Consider the following 13,431-nt stretch of genomic DNA (forward strand, 5'->3'; position numbering starts at 1 on the left):
CTGTTTGGAGGAACGTTATGAAAGTCCTGGCTCTTGGTTTGGTGGTATCGGCCCTGCTGACAGGTTCGGCCTTTGCCCAAGGCGATGCGGCGGCCGGCGCCAATGTGTTCAAGAAGTGCGCGTCCTGCCACGCGGTGGGCGAAGGCGCCAAGAACAAGGTGGGGCCGGAGCTCAACGAGCTGTTCGGCCGCGTCGCCGGCACCGCCCCTGATTTCAAGTATTCCCAGGCGATGACCGATGCAGGCGCCGGTGGTTTGGTGTGGTCGTCCGAGACGCTGCACCAGTTCCTCACCAAGCCCAAGGACTTCGTGAAGGGCACCAAGATGAGCTTCCCTGGGCTCAAGGAGCAGGCCGACCTCGATAATATCGTGGCCTACCTGCAGACCTTCTCGACCGCTCCGGCCGATGCTGCGGCGCCCGCCGAGCCGGCTGCTCCCGCGGCGCAGTAAGTCGAATCTGACAGCGTTATCAACGCCCTCTCCGGAAACGGGGAGGGCGTTTCTGCGCACCCCGCAAATGGGGGGTATGCGACCTTATATTGCCTTATCGAATGTGTCGTATTGTGATGACATAAGCGCCCACCATTCAGGGCCACAATGGATATCACCCTCAAGCAGATGCAGATCTTCCGCGCCGTGGTGATCGCAGGATCGATCACCAAAGCGTCGCGGCGCGTCGGGCTGAGCCAGCCTTCGATCAGCCAGCAGCTGGCCAAGCTCGAGGAGCGGCTGGGCACGCAGCTGATCAATCGCAACCGCACCGGAACGGTCAGCCTGACGCCGTCGGGCGAGTACTGGTTCAAGTTCTCCGACGAGGTGCTCAGGAAGTTCGACCAGGCGATCGACGAACACGAGAAGCGCTATGTCGATAACCGGGTGTTCCTCAGGATCGGGCTGTCGCCCACGCTGCGCGGGCGGTTCCTGTCGGCGGCGGCGCGCATCGCCAGCGACGAGCAGGGCTTTGCCAAGTTCGAGGTGAGCTATGCCACCACCAGCAGCGAGCTGGTGGAGCAGTTGCGGCTGCACCAGCTCAACTGCGTGATCGTCAACGACGAAGCGTTGGCCGAGGACCGCTCGAGCTTTGCCACGGCCTTGCTGTTCCGCGATCCGATGGTGCTGCTGGTGCCGGCGGACCTGCCGGGCGGCATGCTGGAAAAGGCGCTGACCAAGGGGGTGAAGGCGTCGCAGCTCGATGCCTCGCTCACCCGCTATGTCGAGATCAGCGCCAATGTGCCGATGCGTCCGGTGTCGGACGCCTGGTATCGCTCGAACCTGCCCTATGCGACGCCGGCCTTCTCGGCGATGACCTATGTGGCGGCGACCGATATCGTGGCGGAGGGCCTCGCGACGACGCATGTGCCGCTGTCGCTGTTGCCGAGCCTCCCCAACTCGGTGCGGGCGCGGCTCAGGGTCTATACGCTCAGCGGCATGGACCGCTCGATCGTCCTCGCCATGCCCAAGCACCTAATGACGCTGCCGGGCTATGCCAATATCTTCAAGCGGCTGACCGACTTCTGCCGGCACGAGTACGCCCAGAACGTCCCTGCCGACAGCGTATTGGAGCTGCCGACGCCCGAGCGGGCGCGGCTGGAAAAGGAACTGGTGGGCGGGCGGGTAGCCGCCGGGGTGCAGCAGAATTTCCAATAGATGACATAGGCAAACTCCCCCGCGCATCGGTCTTATGTGGCGCCAGTGTGCCAAACAAGAACGATCCTGAAGGGGGAGACCAATGCACCTGAAACACCTGATGTCCGCCATGTTGGCTGGCAGTATGCTGGTCCTGCCGGGGCTGGCCCTCGCTGCGGATGTGACCGCCGCGCGGCTTTCCGCCGCGGGCAGCGAAGCGGAAGCCGGCAACTGGCTGATGGTGCATCGCACCTATGACGCGCACCGCTATTCACCGCTCAGCGAAATCACTCCCGAGAACGTCTCGGGCCTGAAGCTCGCCTTCGCGGTGCCGCTCGGCGGCTCGGAGCCGGCCGGGTTCGGCGCCGGCTCGATGGAAGCAACGCCGCTCGCCAAGGACGGCTTCCTCTACATCTCCGACCCCTGGGGCACGCCCTACAAGATCGACGCTTCGGACGGCAAGCAGGGCAAGACCGTGTGGGTCGGCGATACCGGCGTCGACAAGGACCCGAGCCGCGGCATCCTGCTCGCCTCGCGCGGCCTGGCGCTGGTCGACAACCTGGTGATCACCGCGCTCAATGACGGTCGCGTCATGGCGTTCGACGACGAGACCGGCGACGTGGTGTGGGACCAGCAGGTCGGCAAGGAGCCGGGCGAAGGTTTCACCAATGCGCCGCTGGTGGTGAAGGACAAGATCCTCGTCGGCCAGTCCTATGGCGACTGGGCGACCCGCGGCTGGGTGGCGGCGCTCGACGCCAAGACCGGCGAAGAAGTCTGGCGCTTCTACACGGTTCCCGAGCCCGGCCAGCCCGGCTCCGAAACCTGGTTGTGCGACCAGTCGGGCAACCCGGACTGCTGGAAGACCGGCGGCGCGGCGGCCTGGGTGACGGGTTCGTATGATGAAGCCAGCAACGTGACCTATTGGGGCACGGGCAACCCGGTGCCGATGTACGATCCGGAATATCGTCCTGGCGACAACCTCTATTCCAACTCGACCGTGGCGCTCGACGCCGATACCGGCGAGCTGAAGTGGCACTTCCAGTATACCCCCGGCGACTACATGGACTATGACGAAGTCGGCGCCCAGCTGCTCGTCGACGCCAAAGTCGACGGCGAAGACCGCAAGGTCCTGGCGCATTTCGGCCGTAACGGCATCTTCTACACGCTGGATCGCACCAATGGATCGTTCATCGCGGCCAACCCCTATGTGTCGAAGCTGAACTGGACCAAGGGCATCGACCCCAAGACTGGCAAGCCGGTTGAGTATGATGCGTCTAAGCCGCTCCAGGTCTATGCCAATGGCACGATGCGTCGTGGCGGCGAGACGGTGAATACCTGCCCGAACATCCAGGGCGGCATGAACTTCTGGCCCCCGGCGGTCGACTCGACCTCCAACATCGCCTACGGCGCCGGCATTGAAGGCTGTTCCGACCTGACCATCGAAGTGCGCGCTCCCGAAGACGTGGTGCCCGGCGCGACGACTTTCGCGGGTGGCGCGGCGGCGGCTTCCGGCGCCCAGACCGGTTCGATCTTCGCCTTCGACGTCACCACCGGCAAGCAGGTCGCCAGGATCGAGCGTCCGTATCCGAACTATGCCGGCGTGATGACCACGCCGGGCCTGGTGTGGACCGGCGAGATGGATGGCACCTTCGGCGCCTATGACGCCAAGACGCTCGAGCAGAAGTGGTCGATCAACATGGGCGGCACGTTCAGCGCTCCGCCGATCGCCTTCAAGGTCGGCGACAAGGAGTATATCGCGATCGCGGCCGGCGGCAGCGCCGTGACCACCTTCGGTTACCCCGAGCTCGCCAACCGTCCCGCGGCCAACGTGCTCTACGTGTTCGCGCTCTGACAGCGGCCCGCGACCATCCCCAAGCTAACGATGCCGGGCGGTTTCCTACCGCCCGGCACAGCTCATTGAAGAAAGAAGAGTCTTAGATGTCGCTCCTCAACCGCAAATCCCTGGCGCTGCTCGTCGCGGCCGGCCTCATCGCGGTCACCCCGTTGGCGCTCCATGCCGCGCAGCCGCCGGCCAATGCCCCGGCAGCAGAGACTGCCGCTCCCGCCGAGGCGCCGGCGGCCGATGCCGCGGCGGTCGAACTCGATCCGCTGCTGGCCGGCGCCGACATCAACCGCGGCGTCGTGGTTTATGGCAGCAAGGGCGGCAACTGCGTCTCCTGCCATGGCTGGGACGGCAATGGGTTGGGCAAGAACCCGCGCTCGGAAGGCGCCGCGGCGTTGCTGCGCGACTCCGGCCTCGATGCGCAGGGCTTCATCGAGATCATCAGCTGCGGCATCCCGGGCACGCCGATGCCCTATCACGATGCCTCGGCCTATAAGGACGATCGCTGCTACGGCATGACCAAGGCCGACTTCGAGGAAGGCCAGACGCCGCACAAGGGCAAGTCGCTGAAGAAGGAAGATATCATCAGCCTCGTCGCCTACATCCAGACCCACATCCAGGGAAAGCCCAAGGCGACCTACGAGGATTGCGCCTTCTATTTCGGCGCCTCGGCCGAGAAGGCCTGCGCCTTTTTGAAGAAGTAAGCGATGCGGCTCGGTCTGCTGCGACTTTGCCTTGGTGTGCTCGGTGCGCTGGCGGTGACCCCGCCGGCGCTGGCGCAGTTCGACGCCAACCTCGTGCCGAAATACACTATCTGGGACATCAAGTTCGGGTTGCCCGCCAGCCAGATTCCGCCGGCTGAAATCGCCGAGATCGCCTGCGGCACCAATGGCGGGCCGCCCTCGACACCGCTCAAGGATTTCTCCGAGTTCGAGAAGTGCCCGGCGGAACAGAGCGGGCTGCACGAGGTGTATTTCACCAATGACGACGAGGCCGACTACATCGCCAAGGCGCTGGAGACCGAGTATCGCGTCATGCAGGGCGGCAACTCGATCTATGCCCATCCGGTGGTGTTCTCGGTGCTGATCGACGCCGAGGGGATGGCGCGCGGCATCCGCGTCGTCACCGACGAGCGGGCGGCGGACCGCGAGCGGCGGGTGGCGATGACGCTGTCGCGCAACCTCAAGTCGCGTTATGGGCGCTGGGCGCAGAGCTGCGAGGACCTGCCGCCGGCCGATGGGCAACTGCCGGTGGGCAAGATCTTCGTGCATGAGATCTGCACCGCGGACAGCCCGGAGGGCGACGCACGGATGCGGCTCGAGGCCACCTATTTCCGCAAGAAGGGGCAGACCTCGATCAACCTCGAGACCCAGCAGATCAACAAGAACTACTTCCAGTCAGCAACGCGGCTCGAGGTGGTGCAGAAGCCGTATGAGCCGGACACGCGGCCAGTACGATGAGGAGAGACCCGATGCGCATGGGGCTGTTGGCGTTGCTGGTGCTGGTGCCGGGCGCAGCCCTGGCCAGCCCGGCGGACGAGCTGCGGAGCGGCGCGCGCACCGAGTGCCGCGGCTGCGACCTCAGCAATGAGAGCTTCAAGAAGCTCGACCTCAGCGGCGTTGATCTCAGCGGGGCCAACCTCACCAATGCCAGCTTTCACCGCACCACCCTCAAGGGCGCCAAGCTCAGCGGCGTCATGGCGGAGGGAGCCAATTTCAACCTCGCCGATCTGAGCCGTGCCGACCTGAGCGGCGGGCATTTCAAGGATGCGATGTTCTATGAGGCGCAACTGTCCGGCGCCAAGCTTGGCAAGGCGGATCTCACCGCCACGCGCATGCAGCATGCGCGGCTGACCGGCGCTGACCTCCGCGGCGCCGATCTCGACTGGGCAGTGATGAAGGAAGTGCGGCTCAATAATGCCGACCTCACCGGCGCCTCGCTGGAGCGCACCAATTTCGAGAAAGCGAGTCTCGGGCGGACGAAATTCGACGGCGCCACCATTACCAGCGCCGGGTTCCTGCAGGCGACGGCGGCGGGAGCCAGTTTCGCGGACGCCAAGGTGTCGCTGACCGACTTTTACGGCGCGGCGCTCGACAATGCCGATTTTGCCGGCGCGGTGCTGAGCGACAACCGCTTCACCCGGGCCAGGCTGAAGCTCGAGCAGTTTGCCGACGCGACGTACACACGCAACATCCTGCCGGACGGGCGGGTGCAGGGGGCGGAATGATGCATGGGAAACTGAGCCTTGCCGCGCTGGCACTGATCTCGGCGGTGTCGGGCGCTACGGCGCAGGAAGTAGTGAGCGGGGCGGCCAAGGTGGTCGATGCCGATATCGTCATGGTGGAAAAGCAGCGGGTGATCCTCTGGGCGGTGGACGCCCCGGAGCGGCCGCAGAAATGCTTTGTCGGAGACCTCCTGTGGGATTGCTATGGCGCGGCGCGGCAGGCGCTGGGCGAGCTGATTGCCTCGGGCGAAGCCAGCTGCACGCTGACGCCAGGCGAGCCGGACAAGTTCAACCGGCGTTACGGAGTGTGCATATCGGCGGGCAAGGATATCGGCGCCGAGCTGGTACGGCTCGGCATGGCGCGAGCCTTCGTCGAGCAGGGCGACGATTACTTGGCTGAGGAGGAGGAAGCCAAGGCGGCGGCGATCGGGGTGTTCCAGCCGGGGGCGAAGATCGATGCGCCGTGGGAGTTCCGGAAGACCGATCCGCGAAATTATCGGTAGGGCTGCCGCATGACGGGCCGGCGCGGGCTGACCCCCACCCCTGTCTCCTCCCCCTAAACATGGGGAGGGAGACCCTCACACCGACATTGCAGCACGCGTCTCCCTCCCCCTTGCGGGGAGGGATTAAGGGTGGGGGTCCACAGCCACCAGCGGCAACGGCTACTCCACCGCCGCAGCCACCGGCTTCACCCCGGTCAGCGCGATATAGGCATCCGCCAGCGTCTCAGCCCCTGCCGCGGCGATGATCTCCGCCGGTGTGCCCACCCGGATGATCTTGCCGGCAACTATCAGGGCGATGCGGTCGGCGTGTTCGACTTCCTCGACCAGGTGGGTGGCCCACAGGATCGAGGTCTGGTGTGTATCGCGCAGCCCGCGGATGTGCTGGCCGAGCAGTTTGCGGGTGCTGGGGTCGAGGCCGACCGAGGGTTCGTCCATCAGCAGCAGCGAGGGCATGTTGAGGGTAGCGCGGACGATCTCGATGCGGCGCTGGTTGCCGCCCGAGAGGGTGCGGACCGGTTTGTCGATCAGTTCGGTGACGGCGAAGAACGCCGCGGCGCTGTCGATGCGCTCGTTGAGCAGCTTGCCGGAGAGGCCGAACAGATTACCGTGGAATTTGAGGTTGGCGCGAACGCTCATATCGAGATCGAGCGAACGCGACTGGAACACCACGCCGAGCTGCTTGAGGATCTCGGAGGCATTGTCCTTGTAGCCCATGCCGAACAGCCTGACCGCGCCGCCATCGGGCGAGAACAGCCCCGAGCAGATCTGGAACAGCGTGGATTTGCCGGCGCCGTTGGGGCCGAGCAGGCCGACGATCTCGCCAGGGGCGATGTCGAGTGAGACGCCCTTCAGCGCTTCGTTGCTGCCGTAGGACTTTCGCACCTCGGTGAGCGCGAGGACGGGCTCGGTCATGGGGCGGCGGTCTCCACGGCAGTGACGGAGGCGGCGATCTGGTTGGCTATGGCCTCGCGCTGCTCGCGGCTGCGTTGGCCACGCGGGATATCGAAGCGGTAGTCGGCGGTGATGCGGGCGGGGCGGCCGCTCAGCACGATGGCGCGGTCGGCGAGCATCGCCGCGTCCTCGGGCAGGTGGGTGACCAGCAGTACGGTGGGGTGGCTCGCCGCGATCAGCGCGAACAGCACCTCTTCCATCTCGCGCACCAGGGTGCGGTCGAGCGAGACGAAGGGCTCGTCGAGCAGCAGGAGACGCGGATTGACCGAGAAGGCGCGAGCCAGCGCGACACGCCGCTGCATGCCGCCCGACAGCTCGTGCGGGAAGTAGTGCTCGAAACCGCTGAGGCCGACCCGGCCGAGCATCTCGATGGCCTCGGCCTCGGTGGTTTGGGGGCGGACGGCGCGGATGTTGTCGATGGCCGTGAGCCAGGGGAGGAGACGGGCATCCTGGAATACGAACCCTGCGGGAGGGGCAGCGGCAGCTGGCATCCCGTCGACACTGATGGTGCCCAAGAACAGCCTGTCGATGCCGCCGACCATGCGCAACAGGGTGGATTTGCCGACGCCGGAGGGGCCGACCAGCGCCACCACCGAGGAGGGCTCGATCATGAGCTCGAAGCGCTCGAGCAGTGGCTCGGGCAGGAAATCGAAGCGCTTGCCGGCGATGGCGATATCGAGACGGGGACCACTCATCGCGGCTGCCGCCATTTCAGCACCCGGCGCTCGAGCGGCCGGAGCATCAGGTACTCGAAGACGAAGACCACCAGGATGAAGGCGGTGGTGTAGGCGAAGATGCCCTTGATGTCGAAGAACTGGAAGAACACCGAGATGCGGAAGCCGACGCCGCCATCGGAGCCCAGCACCTCGAAGACGAGGACGATCTTCCAGATCAGGCTGAGCCCGGTGCGCGCCGCGGCGAGGACGAACGGCATCAGCTGCGGCACGGCGATCAACCGCAACTGGCGCAGGAACGGCATGCGGAAGGCGCGGCCGAGATCGTCATAGGCGGGATCGAAGCTGCGGACGCCCTCGCGGATGGTGGCGATGACCAGCGGCAGCTTGTTGAGCACCACGGCAAGGATCAGCGCGAACTCGGTGAGGCCGAGCCAGATATAGAGCACGATGGCGATGACGATCGCCGGGACGTTGAGGCCCACCACCACCCAGGCGGAGAACAGCCGGTCGGCGACGCGCGAGCGGCCGAGCCCGATGCCGATGGCGGTGCCGAGCGCCATGGCGATGACGAAGGCGATGGTGGCGCGGGTCAGGGTCTTGCCGAGATCGGGCAGGAGTTTTCCCGTCGTCGCCAGCGTCCAGACGTGGGCGCCGACATCGATCGGGGTGGGGAACAGGCGCGCCGGGAACAGCATGGCGAGGACCTGCCAGGCAGCCAGCAACAGCAGCAGGCTGACGAGCTCGAGGGGAATGCCTCGTCTCGCCACGCGCTGCTGCTGCCCCTTGGAGGTTACGGCTGCGGTCCTGCCGTCGCGCAGTTCAACGGCTATTTGCGATAGCCTTTCCAGAAGGTGCCGTCGGCCAGTTCGGTCGAGTCACCGACGACGTCGGGGCCGCCGAACTTGGCCATGACGGCGAAGGACTCTTCAGCCGGCTGCATGCTGGAGGCGGCGTATTTGGTGACGATGCCGGCGCGGTAGTCATCGCGCAGCTGGGCGAACAGTGCGTCGTCATCGCCGACATTCATCACGTCGCGGATCTTGTCCCACAGTGCATCGTCGGTGAGCAGCGCGTTCTTGGTCTCGAAGCTGGCATCGAGGAAGCCCTTGATGGCGGCCTTCTTGTCGCGACCGGTCTCGTCGAAGAAGGCCCAGCCGAGCAGCGGCGGGGTTTCGGAGACGCCGAGATCGGCGAGCATCGTGGCGACCGAGATCAGCTCGGCCTTCCCCGCCAGCTTGGCGCGCGAGTTCCAGTTCCAGAGGTTGAGCGCCGCCTGGGCCTGGCCACCGGTGATCAGCTCGTTGACCAGTGGCGGAGCGCCGAACTTGGCTTCGGCATCCTCGGTGAGGTTGCCGCCGGTCAGCTTGTTGTAATAGGCGGCGAGGATGACATAGCTCTTGTCGACCGGGCTGCCGGAGACGGCGAGGGTCTTGCCCTTGAGATCGGCGACGCTGGCGATGCCGGCGGCCGGATCGACCATCAGCCCGCCGACGGTCAGCGAGTGCGGCACCATGGTGACCATGTTACCCTGGTGGCGCTGGATCGAGACCCAGACGAAATCGGACAGGATGACGTCAACCTCCTTCGCCTGCAGGGCGATCTGGCCGGCCTTGCTGTCTGCGACGTCGCGGATGTCGAGTTTCAGGTGATGCTTCTTGTCGAGCTCGAGCGCCTGCATGGCGGCCAGCTCCCATTTCACCGTGCCGGTGGCCTGCACGCCGAGCGACAGTTTTTCCGGCTCGCCATGCTGGGCGAAGGCACCGGAGGTGAAGCCGATCGCGAGGGTCATCCCCAGCAGAGCGGCCTGTAGAATTTTGCGCATGGTTCCTCCCTGGGAACGCGAGAATAGCAGTGGTGGGTGCAGCGCTAGCACCCGGGATCATTGGGCTTGGCTATATCATGTATTGCGGCTGGCGGGTTGCTGGTGCGTGTCGGGACAGCAGATTGTAAATTGCGATAACGCTGATCGAAACTGCCTATGGGGGGCCACCAAATGCACAAACTTCTCGTCGCCGCGACTGCTGCTCTGCTGTTCACCGGTGGGGCGCAGGCGGAGGGTAATCTTGCCGCCAATGGCACCGACCTGACGCTCGAAATCAACACGGTGGATCTGAAGTTTTCGCAGGAGGTGTGGGAGCTCGAGACCGGCAAATACTACCAGCTCGATATCACCTCGGACGGCAATGAGGAGATCGCCGTGGTAGCGCCCGAGCTGTTCCGCAACTCGTGGATCAACCAGATCGTCGTCAACGACCTCGAGACCAAGGTGTGGGGCCTCTACTCTATCGAGTTCGACGATGCCGGTACCTTCAACATCTCGTTCGTGCCGATCCGGCCGGGCGAGTATGAAATCTACGTGCCGGGCTACGAGAACCGCGGCCTCAAGGGGAAGTTCATCGTCAAATGAGGTTCACCCGACGCACATTCGTCGCGACGGCGACGGCACTGCTTGCTGCAAGCGCGGTGCCGCGTGCCGTCGCCAAGGGTACGGGGATGATTTTCGTCTCCACCGAGAAGGGCAACGAAGTGGTGGTGCTCGACCAGTCGCTGGCGGTGGTGAAACGCATCGCCACCTCGCGGCGGCCGCGGGACATGCACTTCAATGCGGCCAAGGAGCTGCTCTACGTCGCCTGTGGTGACGATGACGCAATCGACGTGATCGACGTGGCGAGCCTCGAGGTGGTGGACTCGATCCCCACCGGGCCGTCGCCGGAAGTGTTCGCCTTCTCGCCGGACGAGAAGGTGATCTACGTCTCGAATGAAGAGGACTCGCGGCTCGAGGCGATCGACATGGCGACACGGGTCTCCATTCAGGACATCCCGACCGGGGCCGAGCCGGAGGGCGTGCTGGTGATGCCGGATGGCAAGACCGCTTATGTGACCTCGGAAGTCGCCGACATGGTGCATGTGGTCGACACCACCACCGGTGCGGTGACCAAGAACATCCTGGTCGGCACCCGGCCGCGCCGCTTCATCCTGACGCCGGATGGGACGGAGCTGTGGGTCAGCTGCGAGCTGTCATCGGAGATCTACATCATCGATACGGCGACCAACGAGATCAAGGGCGACAGCCTGATCTTCGTGCCGCCCGGCTTCCGCGAGGAAGACGTGACCCCGGTGGGGATGGCGGTGACCCGGGATGGTTCGAAGATCCTGCTCAGCCTGGGGCGCGCCAACCATATCGTCATCATCGACGGCAAGACGCACGACGTGTTGCAGTATGTGCTGGTGGGCAAGCGCGCCTGGTCGGTGGATCTCAGTAGCGACGAGTCCCGGGCCTACGTGGCGAACGGGCTGTCGGACGACATCACGGTGATCGACATGGCTTCGATGAAGCCGATCAAGTCGGTACCGGTGGGACGCGTGCCGCATTCGGTGGTGATCGATGACTGAACGGCTCTCGGGTTTCACCTCTCCCTTTGGGGACGCGGTAGCGCCCCGAGGGGGAAAGGTCGGCGCGAAGCGTCGGGTGAGGGGGCCTTCCTTCGCACCGCGCTTGGGGCAAGGCCCCCTCACCCTGACCCTCTCCCCCCTAGCGGACGCGGTAGCGCCGCGGGGAGAGGGGACGCTGGGGCGCCGCCGGTTCAAACCCAAGTTTTCACTGCTCCTCCCCCTGGCGGCGTCGCTGCTTTTCAGCGGCGCCGCATTTTCTGCCGAGATCAAGATCGGCTATCTGGGGCTGCAGGACGACCCGCGCTATCACCCAGACCTCGTCTATACGCGCATCGAAATCGCGCCCGGCGGCAACCCGATCGACGGGGCGACGATGGGGGTCGAGGAGATGAAGGTGGTGTCGGACGCGGTGGACCAGCAGGTGGTGCTGGATCACCAGGAAGCGACCGACGCGGCCTCGCTGGTGGCCAAACTCGACGAAATGGTGAAGGCGGGGGAGCAGTTCGTCATTCTCGACCTGCCGGCCGAGTTGGTGGACCAGGTGGCCGGGCAAACCCGCGAGTGGCCGGTGACGCTGCTCAATGCCACGGCGCCGGAGGATTACCTGCGCCAGCGCTGCTATCCGAACCTCCTCCACACTGCCGCCTCGGACCGCATGCTGTCCGACGCCATGGTGCAACTGCTCCGTACCCGCAACTGGACCAAGGTGCTGATGCTGGTGGGGGCCGAGCCGCGCGACAAGGCAATGGCGGTGGCGTTCCACGCTTCGGCCGAGCGGCAGCGCTTCAATATCGTCGACGAGCGCGAGTTCACCCTCGCCACCGACCCGGCCAATCGCGAGCGGAACAACTCGCTGCTGATCACCGGCAATGCCGACTACGACGTGGTGTTCGTCGCCGACCACCAGGGCGAGTTCTCGCGCTACCTGCCCTACGACACACAGCTGCCGCGGCTGGTGGTCGGCTCCACCGGGCTGGTCGCGTCGGAGTGGCAGTGGAGCTGGGACCGCGATGGCTCGACCCAGGTGACCTCGCGCTTCGAGACGCTAACCAAGGGGCGGCGGATGACCGGGCAGGACTGGTCGAGTTGGATCGCCGCAAAGGCCATCGTCACGGCCTACGCCAAGGCGCGGACCGGCGAGTACCAGAAGACCGCCGACTATATCCGCGGCAACCGGCTGAAGATCGATGGAGCCAAGGGCGTGCAGCTCAACTTCCGGCCGTGGGACGGGCAGATGCGGTTTCCGATCGTACTCGCGACGCATAACGCCGTCATCGCCGAGGCGCCGCTCGAAGGTTTTCTGCATCAGACCAACGTGCTCGATACGCTGGGCACCGATGAGCCGGAGCACAAGTGTCAGTAAGCGTGCAGCACCTGTGGCTTGGGGTCTACGCCATCACCTGGCGGGAGATCGCCAAGTTCCTGCGCCAGACCGAGCGGCTGCTCTCGGCGCTGGTGCGCCCGGCCTTGTGGCTCATCGTCTTCGCCACCGGCCTGCACGACCTGCTCGGCGTTTCGATCGTGCCGCCGTACCAGACCTATACGCCCTACCAGGAGTATATCCTGCCGGGGCTGGTGGGCATCGTCATCCTGTTCCAGTGCATGCAGTCGGCGCTGTCGATGGTCTATGACCGCGAGGCCGGGGTGATGCGGGTGATGCTGGTGACGCCGCTGCCGCGCGGCTTCCTGCTGTTCGCCAAGATCACCGGCGCCACGATCCTGGCGCTGCTGCAGGCCTATGCGTTCCTCATCGTCGCGCGGCTCGTCGGCTACGGGGTGCCGGATTTGGGCTACCTGACCGCCATCCCGGCGATCATCCTCGCCGGGCTGATGCTCGGCTCGATCGGGTTGCTGGTCTCGGTCTACACGCCGCAGATCGAGAACTTTGCCGGGATGATGAACTTCGTGGTGTTCCCGATGTTCTTCCTGAGCTCAGCGCTCTACCCGCTGTGGAAGCTGCGCGAATCCGGCGCCGAGATCGTCTACTGGCTGAGCGTGGTGAACCCGTTCACCCATGCGGTGGAGCTGATCCGCTTCGCCATGTACGGCCAGCTCAATCTCACCTCGCTCGGCGTCGTCGCCGGCTGCGCCGCGGTGGCGTTCCTCCTGGCGGCGCGTGGCTACGATCCGCAGGCCGGGGCGATCCGCAAGGTGAAGCGGGACTAGGCTTAGGTGCCTGCGACACGCGGCGGACAGGCCGGTGCGCACAGAGCAC

15 protein-coding genes are annotated in these 13,431 nt (G+C 65.3%); 11 read left to right on the forward strand and 4 right to left on the reverse strand.

The window, feature by feature from the left end:
- The first annotated feature begins 17 nt into the window (after nt 1–17).
- From ASC68_RS03940 to ASC68_RS03970, 7 genes are all read left to right on the forward strand, one after another.
- Nucleotides 18–449: a cytochrome c family protein gene (locus ASC68_RS03940; protein ID WP_055875014.1), complete on the forward strand. Its 432-nt coding sequence runs from the start codon at nt 18–20 to the stop codon at nt 447–449.
- A 147-nt stretch (nt 450–596) separates the two neighbouring features.
- Complete coding sequence (locus ASC68_RS03945; RefSeq protein WP_055875017.1) at nt 597–1,646, forward strand: LysR family transcriptional regulator; 1,050 nt, start codon at nt 597–599, stop codon at nt 1,644–1,646.
- 82 nt (nt 1,647–1,728) lie between these two features.
- On the forward strand, nt 1,729–3,477 hold the full coding sequence (locus tag ASC68_RS03950) for a PQQ-binding-like beta-propeller repeat protein (protein ID WP_055875020.1): 1,749 nt from the start codon (nt 1,729–1,731) through the stop codon (nt 3,475–3,477).
- A gap of 86 nt (nt 3,478–3,563) precedes the next feature.
- Nucleotides 3,564–4,172: a cytochrome c gene (locus ASC68_RS28905; RefSeq protein WP_055875023.1), complete on the forward strand. Its 609-nt coding sequence runs from the start codon at nt 3,564–3,566 to the stop codon at nt 4,170–4,172.
- Between the two features lie 3 nt (nt 4,173–4,175).
- Nucleotides 4,176–4,928 carry a hypothetical protein gene (locus ASC68_RS03960; protein ID WP_055875027.1) on the forward strand — a complete coding sequence of 251 codons (753 nt, stop codon included), beginning with the start codon at nt 4,176–4,178 and terminating at the stop codon, nt 4,926–4,928.
- Nucleotides 4,929–4,939: 11 nt separating this feature from the next.
- Nucleotides 4,940–5,695: a pentapeptide repeat-containing protein gene (locus tag ASC68_RS03965; RefSeq protein ID WP_055875030.1), complete on the forward strand. Its 756-nt coding sequence runs from the start codon at nt 4,940–4,942 to the stop codon at nt 5,693–5,695.
- Nucleotides 5,695–6,195, forward strand: coding sequence for a thermonuclease family protein (locus tag ASC68_RS03970; protein ID WP_197421033.1), 501 nt, complete (start codon nt 5,695–5,697; stop codon nt 6,193–6,195). The genes ASC68_RS03965 and ASC68_RS03970 overlap by 1 nt, the downstream gene beginning before the upstream one ends.
- Before the next feature lie 159 nt (nt 6,196–6,354).
- Here ASC68_RS03970 and ASC68_RS03975 read toward each other — a convergent pair whose 3' ends face one another.
- Genes ASC68_RS03975 through ASC68_RS03990 form a run of 4 tightly spaced genes read right to left on the reverse strand, consistent with a single transcriptional unit; the run spans nt 6,355 to nt 9,645 of the window.
- On the reverse strand, nt 6,355–7,107 hold the full coding sequence (locus ASC68_RS03975; RefSeq protein ID WP_055875035.1) for an ATP-binding cassette domain-containing protein: 753 nt from the start codon (nt 7,105–7,107) through the stop codon (nt 6,355–6,357).
- The gene (locus ASC68_RS03980) at nt 7,104–7,841 is read right to left on the reverse strand and encodes an ABC transporter ATP-binding protein (RefSeq protein ID WP_197421035.1); all 738 of its coding nucleotides are present in this window, start codon (nt 7,839–7,841) and stop codon (nt 7,104–7,106) included. The genes ASC68_RS03975 and ASC68_RS03980 overlap by 4 nt, the downstream gene beginning before the upstream one ends.
- Nucleotides 7,838–8,590, reverse strand: coding sequence for an ABC transporter permease subunit (locus ASC68_RS03985; protein ID WP_197421037.1), 753 nt, complete (start codon nt 8,588–8,590; stop codon nt 7,838–7,840). Before ASC68_RS03985 ends, ASC68_RS03980 begins: the two co-directional genes overlap by 4 nt.
- Before the next feature lie 59 nt (nt 8,591–8,649).
- Nucleotides 8,650–9,645 carry an ABC transporter substrate-binding protein gene (locus ASC68_RS03990; protein ID WP_055875040.1) on the reverse strand — a complete coding sequence of 332 codons (996 nt, stop codon included), beginning with the start codon at nt 9,643–9,645 and terminating at the stop codon, nt 8,650–8,652.
- A 171-nt stretch (nt 9,646–9,816) separates the two neighbouring features.
- On the opposite strand from ASC68_RS03990, the gene ASC68_RS03995 reads away from it, so the two are divergent.
- From ASC68_RS03995 to ASC68_RS04010, 4 genes are all read left to right on the forward strand, one after another.
- Nucleotides 9,817–10,230 carry a hypothetical protein gene (locus ASC68_RS03995; RefSeq protein WP_055875042.1) on the forward strand — a complete coding sequence of 138 codons (414 nt, stop codon included), beginning with the start codon at nt 9,817–9,819 and terminating at the stop codon, nt 10,228–10,230.
- Nucleotides 10,227–11,216, forward strand: coding sequence for a PQQ-dependent catabolism-associated beta-propeller protein (locus ASC68_RS04000; protein WP_055875045.1), 990 nt, complete (start codon nt 10,227–10,229; stop codon nt 11,214–11,216). Before ASC68_RS03995 ends, ASC68_RS04000 begins: the two co-directional genes overlap by 4 nt.
- Before the next feature lie 103 nt (nt 11,217–11,319).
- On the forward strand, nt 11,320–12,579 hold the full coding sequence (locus tag ASC68_RS04005) for a hypothetical protein (protein ID WP_055875049.1): 1,260 nt from the start codon (nt 11,320–11,322) through the stop codon (nt 12,577–12,579).
- A complete protein-coding gene (locus ASC68_RS04010; protein ID WP_055875051.1) occupies nt 12,570–13,382 on the forward strand; it encodes an ABC transporter permease in 813 nt (270 codons plus the stop codon). Before ASC68_RS04005 ends, ASC68_RS04010 begins: the two co-directional genes overlap by 10 nt.
- Nucleotides 13,383–13,431 lie beyond the last annotated feature (49 nt).

This window comes from Devosia sp. Root105, assembly GCF_001424865.1.
Taxonomy (GTDB): domain Bacteria; phylum Pseudomonadota; class Alphaproteobacteria; order Rhizobiales; family Devosiaceae; genus Devosia_A.